This window comes from Proteiniclasticum ruminis, from assembly GCF_900115135.1.
Lineage (GTDB): Bacteria > Bacillota > Clostridia > Clostridiales > Clostridiaceae > Proteiniclasticum > Proteiniclasticum ruminis_A.
On sequence record NZ_FOVK01000007.1, the window covers coordinates 86,211 to 103,264 of the forward strand.

Sequence of the window (17,054 nt, forward strand, 5' to 3'; positions counted from 1 at the left end):
ACTATAAGAGGTATCCCAAAATACGTACACAAATACACCTGATTGGAATACATTTTAATCAGGACGTGACCCTTCCCACTTCTCACCCTCTAACTGATTCATCTCAGAGAGGCATCTCAGATGCATGTCCGAAATACAGAATGCCCAATTTCTATTGACAGTTGGTCCTTCGCCTTGCTATAATGTGTTTTGTGGTAATTGAATATTAGATTACTTCGGTTGTGGAGAACTACTCAAGAGGCCGAAGAGGCGCCCCTGCTAAGGGCGTAGGTCGGGTAACCGGCGCGAGGGTTCAAATCCCTCGTTCTCCGCCATATTAAAGTCATGTATTAGTTTGAAACTAATACATGACTTTAATTATTTTATCTGATAGTTTTAGTGAAATTATCTTTTACTTTCAACGTTATGAACTGGAGAAAATAGATGAGTGATCATTACAGTATTAGACCAGCAACTGAAAAAGATGAATCAGATATGATAAACTTATCAAGAATCATAGCAGATCACTATACTCGTTCATACCTTGGCGATGAAGTTGTCGACTGGTATATTAATAGCGGAAATTGTGATTCAGATATAAGAAAAGGGCTAAAGAATTCCACACTGCTTCTTCTTGATGAAAAAATCATTGGTATTATGACTTGGCATGAGAATCAGCTGCAAGGTTTTATGATTGATCCTTACTATCATGGTACAGGTGCCGCTCAATATTTTTGCAATCAGATCATTCCAGAGAAACTTGCTTTATATAATGAGCTCCATTTAGAATGTTTTGATAAAAATCATAGGGGCATTTCTTTTTATAAAAAAAATGGCTGGAAAGAATATGGACGTCTCAAAGATGAACTGATACACGGGTACAGAATTTTCCTTAAATTGGAAAAATAACAAACACTTCGTGTGGTTACGATCCGCCAGCCTTAGGACTTACCTGCTGTGCAAACTCGTCTATATATCTATAAAAAAGCCACCTGTATGGAGCAGTAAATCACTCCTTCAGGTGGCTTTCAGATTTTCAGTTTAGCTCTGAGCACTTAAGAAAGCTTCAATTTCTTCCTTCGTAGGAAGTGATGGCTGTGCGCCCAGCTTTGTGCAGGTAAGAGCTCCAGCAGCATTGGCAACCATAGCCGCCTCTCTAAGATCCTTTGTTTCCACGAAGGCTTTCGCCAGGACACCTGTGAAAGCATCTCCTGCAGCAGTTGGATCTACGGCATTGATCTTGAATGGAGGGACGATTTCATCATATTCTTCTCCATAGAGGTAGGATCCATTAGCGCCCATCTTCAGCACAATATACTTCGCTCCATTTCTTTCTTTTAGAAGCTTTGCCGCCTCTCGTGCACTTTCATGGTCCTTGGGGTAAATTCCAACCAATGCTTCTGTTTCCGTCTCATTAGGAGAAAGAATCGTTACTGGTGGGAGACCTTCCAGGTCGTACTTTTGTGCAGGACCTGCATCAAGAACCGTGATAATGCCCTTCTCATTGGCAATTTCTATTGCTCTCTTGTTTGTTTCGAAAGGAATCTCAAACTGCAGAAGCACTGCGTCAAAGGGATCTTGAAATGCCTCTTCCAGCTGATCTGGAGGTGTTTTCATATTGGCACCCGGGAAAATGATCAGTCTGTTCTGGCCACTGTCTTCCAGAGTAATGGCAACAAATCCAGTGTTGGCTCCTTCTCTTTCAATGACATGGTCTGTTTTAATTCCCGCTTCCTTCCATTTGTCCAGCAGATACTGTCCATTTGCATCTTTTCCAACCGTTGAATAGCAGGCAACCTCTGCTCCTGCTCTTCTTGCTGCAACAGCAGCATTACTGCCTTTACCACCAGGTGCATTGCTGTAATCGTGGCCCAGAACACTTTCACTTGGTTTAGGCGCTCTTTCACAGCGTAAAATCAGATCCATCATGACACTTCCAACCATCAGTATACGTGCAGACATTTTACTCCCTCCTAAAAAATAATATTCACTTTGGCTTTACAGTATCATAATGAGAAATTTCCGTCAATTTGCGGTTTTCTGTCAGATTAGGTGCGCCGCTGATGGAAAACACCTGTCTCTCATTGGAATGCAAGCATTCCAGCAACTCAGAGCTTTTCTGTTGGTCTGCTTCCAGGTTTTGGACACAGAAATTTTATATCTTACAGTACCAAATACCGCACGATTCAATAAAACATACTAATTTGTGATTTTTCATGCAGGAATTACCGCTATGATGCTCCCTGAAAACCTTTTGATTTTTTAAAATGATAATTAAAAATAAAAAACTTGCATTATTTTTTTAGGCGTTGTAAGATGACAACAATAATTTAACTGCGTTGAAAAGAAATAGTATCTTATGCAAAGCTATCAGAGAGTTTTTGGTTGGTGTGAAAAAACAGTGGCGCATTTGGGAACACATCTTTGAGCTGTACCTGCAAAATTTCTAAAGAAAGAGTAGTGGGTGCCGGGAATCCTTGTCATCCGTTACCAAGACTAGAGTATGATTGTACTCGATGAGGTCAGGCGCCGTGAGGTGTTTGATGAAATAAGGTGGAACCACGAAGAGATATCGTCCTTAGTCAATTTTGACTAAGGACTTTTTTTCTTTCAAAGAAGTTAAATCAAAAAAAGGAGGAAACTATCATGAAAAAACTAATCCCAATTCTACTCGGACTCTTACTTCTCGCAGGTTGTGCAGGTGGCACAAAAAACGAGGATACCTTTGATGCCATGATGGAGAAAGGTGAAATTATTGTAGGTCTTGACGATACTTTTGTACCCATGGGGTTCAGAAATCCTCAAGGTGAACTCGTTGGGTTCGATGTGGATCTGGCTAGAGAAATCTTCACAAGAATCGGTCTTACTCCTAAGTTCCAGCCCATTGACTGGTCTTTGAAAGAAAGCGAACTGAACAGCGGAAACATTGATGTGATTTTCAATGGATACACCATCACCGATGCCCGCAAGGAAAAGGTCAACTTCTCCACTCCCTATATGGAGAACACGCAAATCATCATCACCCTGGCCAGCTCCGATATCAACTCCAAAGAAGATCTCAAAGGAAAGGCCGTCTCTGTACAGAAAGAGTCCAGTGCCTATGATGCAGTTTCAAAGGAGACTGACATCTATGAGAACCTGAAAAATGGTGAGCTCATTACTTTCGACTCCAATCTGGACCTGTTTCTTGATCTGGAAGCTGGAAGAAGCGACGCCATTGTTCTGGATGAGGTCTTTGCAAGATACGTTCTTCTCAGCAAGAACATAGAAGACTACAGAATTCTTGAAGATAATTTTGGAGAAGAAGAGTATGGAATCGGCTTTAGAAAATCTGATAAGACTCTTCTTGAAAAGACCAATGAAACTCTCGCAGAACTCATAGAAGATGGAACCTTCGATGAAATCAAAAAGGTGTATATCAATGATTGACATGATTACAACCAGTTATCCTTTGCTTTTGGAGGGTCTTTCCCAGACCCTCTTCTACTTCATAACCACCATGGTCACATCCGGACTTCTTGGACTTCTCGTGGCATATCTTTATACCCTGAAGCCTCTGAAGCCTCTTTTGTCCTTCTATATCTCCGTGGTGCGAGGAACTCCGCTTCTCCTTCAGCTGATTTTCATCTATTTCGGTCTGCCTTACTTCGGCATCACACTCAGCAGAATGAATGCGGCGCTTCTAGGGTTCACCTTCAACTACACCGGCTATATTGCTGAAATTCTTCGGGGTGGGATGGAGAGCATTCCGAAAGACCAGAAGGACGTGGCTTTTGTTCTTGGATTCAGCAGAAGATATACCTTCTTCCGGATTCTTCTGCCTTTGGGGATCCGAAACAGTTTTCCATCTTTAGCCAATGAAGTGCTGGTGCTCCTGAAGGATACTGCGCTGATCTATGCTCTCGGACTCAGTGAGCTGATCAAGGTCTCAAGAACTCTGGCCAATATCTATGTTTCTGGTACACCTTTCCTCATTGTAGGGCTGATTTATTTCACCTTAAGCTTCTTCTTGGAAAAAGGGCTCAAGAAACTTGAAAAACGAATGAGGAGGGTCACTTTATGATATTCGAGGCAAAAAACATCAAAAAAACCTATGGCGATCTCACCGTGCTGGAAAACCTGTCCTTTGAAGTGGACAAAAATGAGATTGCTGCGATTCTAGGCCCTTCAGGAATCGGAAAATCAACCCTCTTGAAGTGTATTGTTCAGCTGGAGAGCATTGACAGCGGATCTTTTATGCTCAATGGAGAAACACTCACAGAAAAAAACAGGACTCAAGTGGGCCTGGTCTTTCAGTCTTCCTCTCTCTTTCAGCACAAAAATGTGCTGGAGAATCTGGTGATGGCGCCACGCTATCATAAACTATATGAAGATAAGGAACTGCTTTCCATGGCCGACAGGTATCTGCAGGATTTTGGCCTGCTCGATAAGAAGTTTGCATACCCCTCCGAACTCTCAGGGGGCCAGAAGCAAAGAATCGCCATCATCAGGGCTCTTCTTTTGAAACCTCTTCTTCTGTGTTTTGATGAACCCACCAGCAGTCTGGACCAGGAGAATAAAATGCTTCTTTTGGATATACTTCAGAAAATCAAAAAAGATCATGCGATTCTCATCGTCTCCCACGACGAGGACTTCATCGAAAAGGTTGCGGACAAAAAGATTCAGCTGCGTTAGTTTTTAACCTATCTTTTAGAAAATCAGCTATACTTGAAATAGAGAACACTCAATAAGGACGTGATGTATGTGTCTTTGATTACTTATTTTCTCTATTTCATCATTTATAGTTTTCTAGGTTGGCTTTATGAATCCATTTTATGTTCCATCACTGGAAAAAAGCTTGTGAACAGAGGGTTTCTCAACGGCCCCGTCTGTCCTGTCTATGGATTTGGCGCGCTGCTGATTGTACTGGTTTTCTACGGAAAAGAGACCAGCCTTCTTCCGCTTTTTCTGTCCAGTATGGTTCTGACCAGTGTCGTGGAGTATTTTACTGCTGTTCTTCTGGAAAAACTCTTCCACGCCAGGTGGTGGGATTATTCCGGACGTCCTTTTAATATCCATGGCCGGGTTTATCTCACTGGAGCTTTGGTTTTTGCTACGTTATCCGTGTTCATCATAAGGTTTCTCCATCCTTTTGTGGAGTCCATGATTGGCACCTTATCCTCCAGTTCAAAAGCCACCCTCTCCATTACGCTTTTCCTCATCCTTCTCATCGATCTTTTCATCACCGTCAGGCATCTTCTTCTCCTTCATCTTCGCATCAGCGCTGTTCGGGATGAGTTTGACAGACTGGTGAAAGAAGGTGAGCTGAAATTGGATGAACTTCGGCAGATCCTTCAAAGTAAACTGGAAGGCACGGTGCTGTATACCGATCGGGTAAAAGCTCTGTTTCAGAAAGGCCGCTATCAGAACAAGCGAATCTTCAATGCCTTTCCAAACCTCACCGCCTTAAAGAACAACGAGATATTCAGCAAACTCAAAAACAGTTTTCTGGAAAACAAGAAAAAACTGGATGACAAGATCCGCAACTTCAACAATCATCTGTGAGAAGCTCCAAAGGCTTCTCTTTTTCTTTTGATACTCCTCCTACAACCCCACAGAAGTCAAAGGATTCATGAACTTTGTTACAAATAAATGAACAATATACAGATTGACCGTAAATTTAATTGTATGCTATTGAATTTTGTGTTCGGTTAGTTTATAGTAAAGGCATACAGTTAATAACCGCTCCCACTACAGGGAGTTTTCTAGATAATAAAAGTAATCGTTGAAAACAAAATTGGAGGAATGAAAGAATGAAACATGAATTACCAAAACTACCTTATGAGTACAGTGCACTGGAGCCTTATGTGGATGCTCAGACCATGGAGATCCATTACAGCAAGCATCATCAGGCTTATGTGAACAATCTGAATGCAGCTCTTGAAAAATATCCAGAGCTACAGGAAAAGGACATCAAGGATCTCGTTGCAGATCTTAATGCAGTTCCAGAAGACATCAGAGGCGCTGTAAGAAATAATGGTGGCGGACACCTCAATCACTCCATGTTCTGGAAGATGATGAAGAAGGCAGAAGGACAGGCTCCAGAAGGAGAACTCCTGACAGCAATCAATGAGAAGTTCGGAAGCTTTGATGAATTTAAGAGCGTATTCGCAAAGGCTGGCGCAACAAGATTTGGATCAGGTTGGGCATGGCTGGTAGTAAAGGATGGAAAGCTTGATGTAGTATCCACACCAAACCAGGACAATCCAATTACAGACGGACTTACCCCAATCCTGGGACTTGACGTATGGGAGCATGCATACTATCTGAAGTATCAGAACAGAAGACCTGAATACATCGAAAACTGGTTCAACGTAGTGAACTGGGACGAAGTTGCAAAACTTTACAGCGAAGCAAAATAAGTAACCCCTCAAATTGATATATATTTTAACTGGCCTATGATGAAAAATCCTGCTGTTCCCCCGGCAGGATTTTTTTTCTGCCTTTTTTTCTGAAAATGAAATACAGAATATGAAACGAAAATACAGAAGTTCCCATCCTTTCAAAACCTTCTGTCAATTTTACGGTAAGATAAGGATAACTAATGATTTCTGGAGGAGTATATGAGAAAGATTACACTAGATGAGTTCAAAAATTATACCTTTCTGTCTGGGATAGACCATGCCCCAGGCGGTAAATTTGCTGCATTTGCGGTGCACAAGGTGGACCTGGAAGGCAACAAATATCTTTCCAACCTGCATCTCTACGATGCGGAAAAAAACGCAGTAAGAAAACTGACTGCGTTCAACAAAGAGTCTTCCTTCAAATGGCTGAACGAAGAAGAGATTGTGTTTTCCACCATCCGGGATGATAAAGATAAGGAAGACAGTGAGTCCCTCAAAGAATTCACCCAGGTCTATAAAATACATATTCATGGTGGTGAAGCGGATAAATTCATCCGTTTTAATAAGAGAGTCTCCAGCTATGAGTTTCTTAAAAACGGCATGATTCTCGCATCTGTCTATTTTGACAACAATGCCAAGGATCAGCTGAGCCTGGACGAGAAAGAGCTCTCTGAAGAGCTGAAGAGGCTCAAAGAGGAAAAAGATTATGAAGTCCTCGAAGAGATTCCTTACTGGTCCAACGGGGGAGGTTTCACATCCAGAAAAAGAAACAGGCTCGCTTTATTTGACAGTGAAGGAAATTTCCAGAAGTATCTCTCTTCAGAATTCACCGATGTGGAACTGATTAAACTCAGCAGGGACAAAAGCCATGCTGTGATCCTTTCCTCCACATTCACAGATAAGATGCCCCTCTATAATGAGCTGTCCATTTTTGACGGTGCCAATGTGCTGCCTCTAGAAACCAAAGGACTTTCCCTGTCCTATGCTGATTTTCTAAGTGACACAACACTGATTCTCACCGCAACGGATATGAAGTATCTGGGCATCAATGAAAACGGGAAGTTCTACAAATATGATCTGGAAAAAGGAGAGCTGACACTGCTGACGAAAGACCTGGATATGTCCCTTTACAGCTCTGTAGGCAGTGACGCACGATACGGCGGAGGAAAGCAGCGCGGTGTTTATAACGGAGAGCTCTACTTCACAACAACAAAGGGAACAGATTCTCATCTCATGAAGGTGAACGGAGAGGGAGAACTTACAGAAGTGCTGGCAGAGGAAGGTTCTGTGGACTCCTTCAGCATAGAAGAAGGACATCTTCTCTATATCGGCATGAAGAATACTTCTCTTCAGGCACTTTATGCTTTAGAAGACGGCACCTCCAGGCAGATCACAACCTTTAATGATTGGATCCATGAAGAACTGAAACTTTCTATCCCTGAAACCTTATCCTATCCTTTAGAGGATGGCAGAACCATCGATGGTTTTGTTCTAAAACCTGCTGATTACGAGAAAGGAAAGAAGTATCCTGTACTTCTTGAAATCCATGGTGGACCCAAAACGGTCTATGGCTCAGTCTTCTATCATGAGCTTCAATATTTTGCCAGTGAAGGATACTTTGTCATCTTCTGTAATCCAAGAGGAAGTGATGGAAAAGGAAATGACTTCTCTGACATCAGAGGGCTCTACGGTGCCATTGATTACGAAGATCTCATGAACTTCACAGACCTCGCTCTGGAAACCTATGAGGACATGGATTCATCGAATCTGTTTGTCACTGGTGGTTCTTACGGAGGCTTCATGACCAATTGGATCATCGGACATACCCACAGATTCAAGGCAGCAGCTTCTCAAAGAAGCATCTCCAACTGGATCTCCATGTTCAACACCACAGACATCGGATACTACTTTGCTGATGATCAGACTGCTTCTTCTCCATGGGAAAACCATGAGAAGATGTGGGACCAGTCTCCGCTGAAATATGCAGATCAGGTGAAAACACCGACCCTGTTCATTCATTCAGAAGAAGACTACAGATGCTGGCTCACGGAAGGCCTCCAGATGTTCACCGCACTCAAATATCATGGCGTGGAATCAAGACTTTGCATGTTCCGGGGTGAGAACCACGAACTCAGCCGCTCTGGAAAACCTAAGCATAGAGTCCGAAGACTGACAGAGATTGATGAGTGGTTCAAAAAGTTCCAGCCTAAAGAAAGCTAACGACGCATATCTCTAACACTCCTATATAGTTGAACTGGCTTCCCGGCCAGTTCATTTTTTTCATCATTGACAAACCGATCTCCTTTCCCCTATAGTAATAAAAATCAGATAATTAAAGACAGGTGGTGGAATTCTTGAATAAAAACAAGTTTCGTAACCTTCTCAGAAGTGCTGATGCCAGCATCCCTTGTGATACTGTGTTTACAGGTGGAAAAGTGCTCAGCGTGTTCAGCGGAGTTCTGGAAGATGTTACATTTGCAGTGACAGATGGGATGATTGTGGGTTTTGGTGAAAGCTATAAATCCGATCACGTGGTGGACTTGAAGGGGAAAACAGTGGTGCCCGGTCTCATCGATTCTCATATCCATATTGAGTCCACGTTGGCTACCCCAAAGGAGTTTTCAAAAGCTGCCATCAGGCATGGCATCACAACCGTCATCATGGATCCCCATGAAATCGGAAACGTTCTTGGCACCAAGGGTTTGGATTTTATGCTGGAGTCCTCAAAAAATCTTCCTGTAACCTTTCAGATGATGCTGCCCTCCTGTGTTCCCGCAACCATCCACGAAACATCAGGTGCGATCCTTCGCGCTGAGGACCTGGCTCCTTATTATGAGGATCACCGTGTGTCAGGACTTGCAGAAATGATGGATCTTACGGGGGTGAAGACCACAAGAGATGATGTGCTTCAAAAACTTATGGATGCAAAAAAGCACCGCAAAACTCTCGATGGACACGGGGCAGGTCTCAGTGCCATGGACAATAATCTTTACCGTGTGGCGGGCATTTCAACAGATCACGAATGCACTACCGTAGAAGAAGCCAAAGACAGGCTTTCTAAAGGATTCTATGTCCATATCAGAGAAGGCTCCGTGGCAAAGAATTTTGATACGCTTTTGCCGGTGGTAACCAAAAACAACCATCACCGCTTTACTTTCTGCACCGATGACATCTATATTGATGATCTTTACGAAAACGGCAGCATTGATACCATGATCCGGAAAGCCATCGCATCCGGACTGGATCCCATAGATGCAATAAAAATGGCCACCTTAAATCCAGCCACGTGCTATCACCTGCAGGACCTTGGCGCTGTGGCTCCAGGATACCAGGCGGATTTTGTGGTCCTTAAGAATCTGGAAAGTTTCCACATTCACTCTGTGTATCAGAAGGGCCACTGTGTGTTTCAAGAAGAAGAGGTGATCTTCTCTTATGAAAACCATCCATTGCCCGCTCTTCCCCGCACAGTCACACTAAAAAAACTGACTCTGGACGATCTTTCCATGGTATCAGGCACAGGGGTTCTCCATGTGATTGAAATACTTTCCAACAGCCTTCTCACAAACCATCTGGTGATGGAAACACCAGTAAATCAGGAAGTGGCCATAGGACCCACAGCAGATCTGGCAAAGCTCTTTGTCATGGAACGTCATGGAAACCACGGCAACATGGGAAAAGGTATCGTCAAAGGATTTAAAATGAAAAGCGGCGCAGTGGCCACCACCATCGCCCACGATTCCCATAATCTGGTGGCATTGGGCGTCCATGATGAGGATCTTCTCCTGGCCGTCCAAAGGATCGAAGAAATCGGAGGTGGACTGGTTCTTGTGGAGAACAAAAAAATACTGGCGGAGCTCCCCCTTGAAATCGGAGGTCTCATGTCCAGTGCGCCCTTAGAGGAAATCACAGAAAAGCTTCAAAAAGTCCGAGAGATGGAGAAGATGCTCTTTGATGAGCTGGACTTCAACCCCTTCCTGACCCTATCCTTCCTTACACTCCCGGTGATCCCCACGTTGAAAATCACCGACAAAGGCCTTTTTGACACAAATCAGCAGACTTTCATTGCCTTTGATGAAGAGTTGCAGCAAACCGAGATCTGATATGAGAAAAGACCTGGCACGCCAGGTCTTTTCTTTCTATCATTTCCTATTCTTTTAAATATGTAAGATCTTCTATTGATATTTCTTTTTCCAAGGACTCCGGATCTTCCATCCAGAGAAACAGCTCCTTTTCCAAAAAGCTGTAGAAACGGTCCCATGAAATGACTTTGAAGTTGTGTGGAACATCCACAAGAGATATGGCTGAAAACTCATCTTTCCCGTCTGTTTTGCGAAGCATCAGTTCTACACCCTTATAGTCCAGAACCAGGATTCTTTGGGAGCTCATATCTTTATGATCCAAAATTCCATGTTCCCTGCAGAACTTGCAAAGATATTCAATGAGGGTCTCTCCCATACTATCGATGCTGGTGACCGAATATCGTCCGGCAATCCATCTGTACCAAACATCATGGAGATTGATGAAATTGAAAAACTCGTCATGCTGGCTGAGAAGCCGCTTTAACGCTTTGATCTCCATCATTCTTTTTTCTTTCAACAGTTCTCTTCTTTCGTTCTCGTGTACTTCCATTTCTTTCACCTCAGGCCATTTATAATATTCTAAAAATTCTCATACCTAAGTATATCATACTTCATGAAAGATAATAATAAAAACACGATAACATTATGTGAAAGTATTGTTTCACCGCTGATGATATATATGAATGTCAAAAGAACCGCAGTTTTATAAAAAAAGAAGGGGCAGGTAATAAAATCCTGCCCTTTCTGTATACAAAAAATCTATAGTTTTTTCGCAAGTTCGACTTTTAGAGCCTTCCCTTTGATTTTTCTCTCCTGAAGTCCTTTTAAGGCTAGGGTTCCTTTCGCGTTGAGAATATCAATATAGGATCCTTGGTCTTCCACGGTGATGATTCCAATATCCTCTTTAGAAATCCCCTCTATGGAGCATAGGGTTCCCACAATATCAATGGCTCTGATTTTTTTCTTCTTTCCTCCATTGATATAGAGCTTTGTAATATCCGCATGAGTACTTTTTTTCTTGGGTCTGGACCTTCTGAGATTCTTCTGAAACTCCCGGAACGCATCCTTTTCTTCCCGGAAAGGCTTATAATCCATTTCTAATGGCTCTTCAAATGTGTAGCCTACAAAGTCCTCCACTTCCCGGACTTTTCTCTCATCATATTCAGTGACAAAGTAGATGGCCTGCCCTTCTTTGAAATGCCTGCCCACTCTGCCCTTTCGATGCACATAGCTTTCTTTTTCCACCGGAAAGTCATAACTCAGGGAAATCTCAAGAAAGGACACATCAATCCCTCGTGCCGCCACATCTGTGGCAACCATGTAGGGGACTTCCTTCTGCTTGAATCTTTTCATGGCCAGCTCCCGGTCTTTCTGAAGCATGCCTCCATGGATTTTCAGGGCATCCACATTGGCCTCCTCCAGCTTTTTGTGGAGCTTTCCGCACTGCTCTTTGGTGTTGACGAAGATGATCATCCCCTGGGGTTTTCTTCCATATAGAAGCGACAGAAGGGCTTTGAACTTATCCTTTTCTTCCACTTTATAATGGGTTTCTGTGATTTTCAGCTCTTCATCGGTGGTGGCCACAATGGTCTTATACATGGGCGCCACAGATTCTGCCAAGGATTTGACCTCTTCTGTGATGGTTGCTGAAAACATCATGGTCTGCTTGACACCAGGCAGATGCCCAATGATTTCCATCATTTCATCATGGAATCCCTTATCCAGAAGCTCATCCACCTCATCAATGATGAGGGTATCGATCCGTTCACGGTCTATGGTTCCTCTTTTTAAATGATCCAGCACTCTTCCGGGAGTCCCGCTGATGGCCTGATATCTGCTCTTCATATCCAGAAGCTGCTCTTTCATAGGCTGCTTGCCGTAAAGAGCCACACAGCGGAGCTTCTTGTATCTGCCCAATGCATCATATTCATTTTTGATCTGAATGGCCAGCTCTCTGGATGGCGCCAGAATTAGCGTATTGGCCTTCTGCTCTTCCCAGTCTGTTCTCTCGAGAACTGGCATGAGAAAGGCTATGGTCTTTCCGCTTCCTGTGGAAGAGGCGCCCAGAATGTTCTCACCTGCCAGAGCCAGTGGCGCCACTTTTTCCTGAATTTCCGTAAGCTTCAGAAATCCCAGAGTATTGACCGCCCTTAAAATCTCCTCATCCATTTTTATGTCTTTAAATTCCATTTATTTCTATCTCCTATAGCTGCTTCATGCAGCTCAATATTACCTTCCATTTTTGCATCAAAAAAGCATCCCTTCATTATATGCAATTCTCCGTTACAATGCAAACTTCTTTTCTCTCATAATCTTTCAGTGCTGGACCATATAGGGTCCTGCATCATTTTCTATAGGGCACCGCCATGGAAAACAGATCCTGTCTTCATATCTGAAAACTATTTCTATGTCCAAATTTCATAAATTCTTCAACCAAAAGATAAATGGAAGATGTTATACTATATACGTGTTTTTTAAACGCAAAGATACATATTTGAAAGAATAGATGATATAAAACGAGGAAAATACTATGAAAATAAACAGCAGTATACTTACGATCATAAAAGGATTATTCATCGGCATCGCCAATATCATTCCTGGTGTCAGTGGAGGGACCATGGCTGTGTCCGTGGGGGCATATGATGAGCTCATCGGTGCCGTGAATCATGTGAGAAAAGACTGGAGAAAAAGTGCAAAAACCTTAGCTCCTTATGTCATCGGAGCAGGGATTGGCATTGGTCTTCTCTCCTTTGTGATTGAAGGCGCCATGGCGACATATCCTCTTGCCACCGCATGTCTTTTCCTGGGACTCATACTAGGTGGAGTACCAACACTATGGAATAAAGCAAAATCCTATAAAGTTTCATGGCCAGAAGTCCTGTCCTTTATCATCATGGCTGGGACCATTGTCTTCATGACCTTCACGAAAACCTCCGATGGAGTATCCGGTCCATTTTCACTGGATCCCATTTCCCTGTTCCTGCTCTTCGTGGTAGGAATCATCGCTGCCGCCACCATGGTGATTCCTGGGGTCAGCGGTTCTCTTGTGCTCATACTCCTGGGTTATTACAACAGAATTTTAGAAACCCTCTCTTCATTCATAAGAGGTGTCCTTTCTTTAAATCTTCAGTCCACATTAGACAACTTTCTGCCGCTCCTGCCCTTTGGTATTGGAGTGCTCCTTGGCATAGGACTTGTGGCAAAGCTCATTGAGTGGCTCTTTGAGAGGTTTCCTTCCATCACTTATGCAGGAATCATCGGTCTTGTAGCAGCCTCACCTGTGGCAATCTTTCATGAGATCTCTTTGGCATCAGTGACGCCCCTTATGATCCTAGCTGCAGCCATAGCATTGGCCATAGGTTTTTACATCTCCATGAAACTTGGAGAGAAATAATTATAAAATGAATCCATACTAAAACACCTGATTTCAACTAGTTCGAAATCAGGTGTTTTTCTACTCTGAAATGCCCTACATGAGGCAGGGGCATCCTATCAAGACTCACTGAAGACTTGATAAAAAAGCTCTCATTCTGGATACGCTTCTCAGATCCTCCATGCAGAAATCCTTTCGATCGATTCTTCTACCCAGCCGAACCTCAAGATACATAATCAGATTCACCATGGACAGCGAATCCAGAAGCCCGTTATCCAGTAGATCCATATCCTCTTCCAGCTCCATTATATCCAACCCAAAAATCTCAAGCAGTGCATCAGTTACGATTTCATTTCGTTCCACTTTCTTCACCCCTCGCTATTTACTTACCTTAAGAATATAACTTCTCATGATGAAGCCTCATGGCATATCGGTCAATTTTCCCACTGCTGTTTTTGGGAAAGACATCCATTTCTATGATTTTCTGTGGAATCATATACGAAGGAAGCCTCTCCTTCAGCCCTTTCCTGATGTCCAGAAACAGCTTCGACCGGTTCTTATCATTTGAAGTAAGGGTCACATAGGCCACAAGAAACTTCACCGTACCTTCCTGATCCACAACAGGCCTAACCACGCTCTGATGTATCCATTCTTCCTCATTGAGTGCCCTCTCCACTTCCTCCAGCTCCACGCGGTTCCCGCCAATTTTGACTCTGTTGTCCAATCTTCCAAGATAATAATATAGCCCTTCTTTATTCATCATAAGATCTTTGGTCCGAAATCCTCTCCTCCCAGAATCTGTCACAAAAAAGGCTCGGTTCGTTTCCTCCGCCAGTTTGTAATAACCATCACAGAGTCTACTGGAGAGGATAACCAGTTCGCCTTTTTCTCCCTCAAGCACCGGATTTCCTTCTTCATCAACAAGCACTGCCTCTATAGAAGGAACTGCTTTTCCAAGAGGAATCCTCTCTTCCGTAAGTTCTTCTACTGCTTCCTTTGTCAGTATGCAGCCAATGGCTACCGTGGTCAGCTCTGTCGAGGCATACTGAATCTTCACTGTGATCTTCGGAAACCTTCTAAACACTTCCTTCACAAGCTCTTTTCCGCAGACCTCTCCTGCTAAGGCGATGGACTTCACCTTCGGAAGATAGAGCGCAGAAAACCTCTCATCCATCAGAAGCATACTGCAGGATGTGGCAATGAGTCCCAGATACTCCGGTTGAATCTTAAGATAGAGATCCAGAAGCTTCCCAGGGTCTTTCTGATACTCTGATGGGACCGCATAAAGCGTTGATCCCATGAGAATCATGGTTCGATAGATATGCTGCATATGGGCTGAAAACATATAGGAAAAGTTGTTCATGACCTTTTCTTGATGTCCCCCAATATAATACTCCTCCGGTGCAAGAAAAAGATTTTCCAGATCCCCCAGCGCATTCATCACGCCTTTCGGATTTCCGGTACTTCCGGAAGTATAAAGCAGCGCCATCATTTCTCCATATGAAAGCCAGGACTCTTCTGAAACCTTCTCCTTCCTGTACTCATATATAATCTCCAGAAGTTCTGATTCTTTTATCACAGGGACTTCGTCTTGGCTCAGATCTTCCTCCGAAAATGAGATCACCAAGGAAGCTTCTGAATCCTTCAAGATAAAAAGCGCTCTTTCTTTTGGTAAGGATGATGTAATAGGCACATAAGCTCTTCCCGATTTCAGGCAGGCAAACATCACCGTGAGATACTCGTTCTCCTTATCTCCGATGATCATGACCTTTGCCTTTGGCTCCAGAGTTTTTAAAAAGTAGGAAGCCAGGGCATCCGAATGCTCCTGGAGCAAACGAAAAGTCATCTTGTTTCCATTGATATCTACGGCGCATAGGTCACTGGACTGAGCTCTTTTTTTCAGCATCTCTAAGATCATAACCCATCTCCTCCTTGTCCTCGAGAAACTCCTTCAGCAGGCAGCCTGAATGATCCAGCACATCCCGGATCAGGTAACGATAAGATACCAGAAGATTTTTGATGTCCTCCTCCTGGAATCTTTTTTTCTGATACCGGAGTTCAAAAGAGATCTCTTTGTTTTTCGGCATATCAAATATTGCTGCATAAAACTGAGAGACATTGGTATTGGACCAGAACATTCTTCCCTTGGGATAGCTTTCCTGGAACACCGCTTCATAATCCATATAAGAGAAAAGAATCCAATTGAAGTTGAAGTTGAGACCATGGGAAAGGCATAGCCCATAAGATAAAGGGGTCACATCCAGTGTGCTGAACCTTATATGTCGGAGCATCTCCAGATTCTCCTCGTAGTTTCTTTTCGCAAAGGACTCAAATGTTTCCTCCGGGTTCACTGCAATGAGAAGCGGTGGAGAGTTCATCATGCATCCCATGGTCTGCCTGCTTCTGCCATCCATTCTTCCATAGTTCAATGTACCGAAGGTGAAGGTGGTATTCCTTTGAATCCTATATATAAGCAGCGCAGCCATAGACTCCAAGAGACTTGGCATAGAAACCTGCAGCTCTTTCTGAAGTGTAGTGAGTCCTTCATACAGGTCTCCCCTTAGAAGAATAGATTTTGAATCGCAGTCAATCTTCATGGATCTTTTCCCCCCTGGAAATGAGAAATTCCGTCTCATTCTGAGCTTTTCTTTCCAGTAGGTCTGATCTTCTTTAAATGCTTTGCTTTGTCGGTACTCTTTCTCTTTCTCTACAAACTCTCTGTAGGAGCCGCTGCTTGTAGCTGGCACCGGCAGATTCTCCTCATAGCACCGGTTCAGCATACGGATTTCTTTCGCCAGAAGCTTCATGCTGTAGCCATCGGTGAGAAAGTGATGCATCTGAATCCATAAAGTCAAATCCCCCGAAGCTCTTCTCAGCACTTTGATGGAGTAGAGCTGATCTTTCAGAAGCCGGATCCCCCGGTCCTTTTCATTTTGAAGCCAGCTCTCATACTCTTCTTCTGTATAAAAGGGGACTACTTCAAACTTCTCCGGCTGAAAAGACCGGATGTATTGCCGCCAGTGCCACGGAAAACGGTATACAGGCACCAGGCGGAAACAGTCATTTCTCGAAACAAGATCATTCCCGATCATCTGAAGCCTCTCCACTGTGCCCCCTTTCCATTCGAAGGCACAGGTCAGCGTGTTCAGTTTCGATAGATTCTTGAAATCAGTCTGGGAAATCATCCCTAAAATCAGTGTGTATTGTGCCATGGAGAGTGAAAACAGATCTTCCATAAAC

The 17,054-nt window shown here is 43.4% G+C and carries 15 protein-coding genes, 1 tRNA gene and 1 other annotated feature; of the genes, 10 read left to right on the forward strand and 6 right to left on the reverse strand.

What is annotated here, in order from left to right; all coding sequences use genetic code 11:
* Positions 1–223: 223 nt before the first annotated feature.
* Both BM243_RS10615 and BM243_RS10620 read left to right on the forward strand, forming a co-directional pair.
* A tRNA-Ser gene (locus BM243_RS10615) sits at positions 224–314 on the forward strand.
* Positions 315–423: 109 nt separating this feature from the next.
* Positions 424–888, forward strand: a complete 465-nt coding sequence (locus BM243_RS10620; RefSeq protein ID WP_074912351.1) for a GNAT family N-acetyltransferase — start codon at positions 424–426, stop codon at positions 886–888.
* Between the two features lie 132 nt (positions 889–1,020).
* Here BM243_RS10620 and BM243_RS10625 read toward each other — a convergent pair whose 3' ends face one another.
* A complete protein-coding gene (locus tag BM243_RS10625) occupies positions 1,021–1,941 on the reverse strand; it encodes a PfkB family carbohydrate kinase (protein ID WP_074912352.1) in 921 nt (306 codons plus the stop codon).
* Positions 1,942–2,309: 368 nt separating this feature from the next.
* Positions 2,310–2,562, forward strand: a binding site (T-box leader).
* Positions 2,563–2,625: 63 nt separating this feature from the next.
* Here BM243_RS10625 and BM243_RS10630 point away from each other — a divergent pair.
* From BM243_RS10630 to ade, 7 genes are all read left to right on the forward strand, one after another.
* Positions 2,626–3,408 (forward strand): amino acid ABC transporter substrate-binding protein, encoded by a 783-nt coding sequence (locus BM243_RS10630; RefSeq protein ID WP_074912353.1) that lies wholly within the window; start codon positions 2,626–2,628, stop codon positions 3,406–3,408.
* Positions 3,401–4,042: an amino acid ABC transporter permease gene (locus BM243_RS10635; RefSeq protein ID WP_143093582.1), complete on the forward strand. Its 642-nt coding sequence runs from the start codon at positions 3,401–3,403 to the stop codon at positions 4,040–4,042. Before BM243_RS10630 ends, BM243_RS10635 begins: the two co-directional genes overlap by 8 nt.
* Positions 4,039–4,653: an ATP-binding cassette domain-containing protein gene (locus BM243_RS10640; protein WP_074912354.1), complete on the forward strand. Its 615-nt coding sequence runs from the start codon at positions 4,039–4,041 to the stop codon at positions 4,651–4,653. The genes BM243_RS10635 and BM243_RS10640 overlap by 4 nt, the downstream gene beginning before the upstream one ends.
* A 75-nt stretch (positions 4,654–4,728) precedes the next feature.
* On the forward strand, positions 4,729–5,523 hold the full coding sequence (locus tag BM243_RS10645) for a putative ABC transporter permease (RefSeq protein WP_177213510.1): 795 nt from the start codon (positions 4,729–4,731) through the stop codon (positions 5,521–5,523).
* Positions 5,524–5,771: 248 nt separating this feature from the next.
* The gene (locus BM243_RS10650) at positions 5,772–6,380 is read left to right on the forward strand and encodes a superoxide dismutase (protein ID WP_074912356.1); all 609 of its coding nucleotides are present in this window, start codon (positions 5,772–5,774) and stop codon (positions 6,378–6,380) included.
* A gap of 201 nt (positions 6,381–6,581) precedes the next feature.
* Positions 6,582–8,582, forward strand: a complete 2,001-nt coding sequence (locus BM243_RS10655) for a S9 family peptidase (protein WP_074912357.1) — start codon at positions 6,582–6,584, stop codon at positions 8,580–8,582.
* Positions 8,583–8,716: 134 nt separating this feature from the next.
* Positions 8,717–10,462 carry an adenine deaminase gene (gene ade / locus BM243_RS10660; RefSeq protein WP_074912358.1) on the forward strand — a complete coding sequence of 582 codons (1,746 nt, stop codon included), beginning with the start codon at positions 8,717–8,719 and terminating at the stop codon, positions 10,460–10,462.
* Positions 10,463–10,508: 46 nt separating this feature from the next.
* On the opposite strand, the gene BM243_RS10665 is transcribed toward ade, so the two are convergent.
* Positions 10,509–10,991 (reverse strand): hypothetical protein, encoded by a 483-nt coding sequence (locus tag BM243_RS10665; RefSeq protein ID WP_074912359.1) that lies wholly within the window; start codon positions 10,989–10,991, stop codon positions 10,509–10,511.
* Between the two features lie 209 nt (positions 10,992–11,200).
* Entirely contained in the window at positions 11,201–12,631 is a 1,431-nt protein-coding gene (locus tag BM243_RS10670; RefSeq protein WP_074912360.1) for a DEAD/DEAH box helicase, read from the reverse strand.
* Positions 12,632–12,971: 340 nt separating this feature from the next.
* Between BM243_RS10670 and BM243_RS10675 the strand changes: the two genes are divergently transcribed.
* Entirely contained in the window at positions 12,972–13,835 is an 864-nt protein-coding gene (locus BM243_RS10675) for a DUF368 domain-containing protein (RefSeq protein ID WP_074912361.1), read from the forward strand.
* A gap of 105 nt (positions 13,836–13,940) precedes the next feature.
* Here BM243_RS10675 and BM243_RS10680 read toward each other — a convergent pair whose 3' ends face one another.
* From BM243_RS10680 to BM243_RS10690, 3 genes are read right to left on the reverse strand one after another with little or no spacing between them, the layout of a single operon-like run.
* Positions 13,941–14,177: a phosphopantetheine-binding protein gene (locus tag BM243_RS10680; protein WP_074912362.1), complete on the reverse strand. Its 237-nt coding sequence runs from the start codon at positions 14,175–14,177 to the stop codon at positions 13,941–13,943.
* 28 nt (positions 14,178–14,205) lie between these two features.
* A complete protein-coding gene (locus BM243_RS10685; RefSeq protein ID WP_074912363.1) occupies positions 14,206–15,732 on the reverse strand; it encodes an AMP-binding protein in 1,527 nt (508 codons plus the stop codon).
* Positions 15,692–17,050, reverse strand: a complete 1,359-nt coding sequence (locus BM243_RS10690; RefSeq protein WP_074912364.1) for a condensation domain-containing protein — start codon at positions 17,048–17,050, stop codon at positions 15,692–15,694. Before BM243_RS10690 ends, BM243_RS10685 begins: the two co-directional genes overlap by 41 nt.
* Between the last annotated feature and the right edge of the window lie 4 nt (positions 17,051–17,054).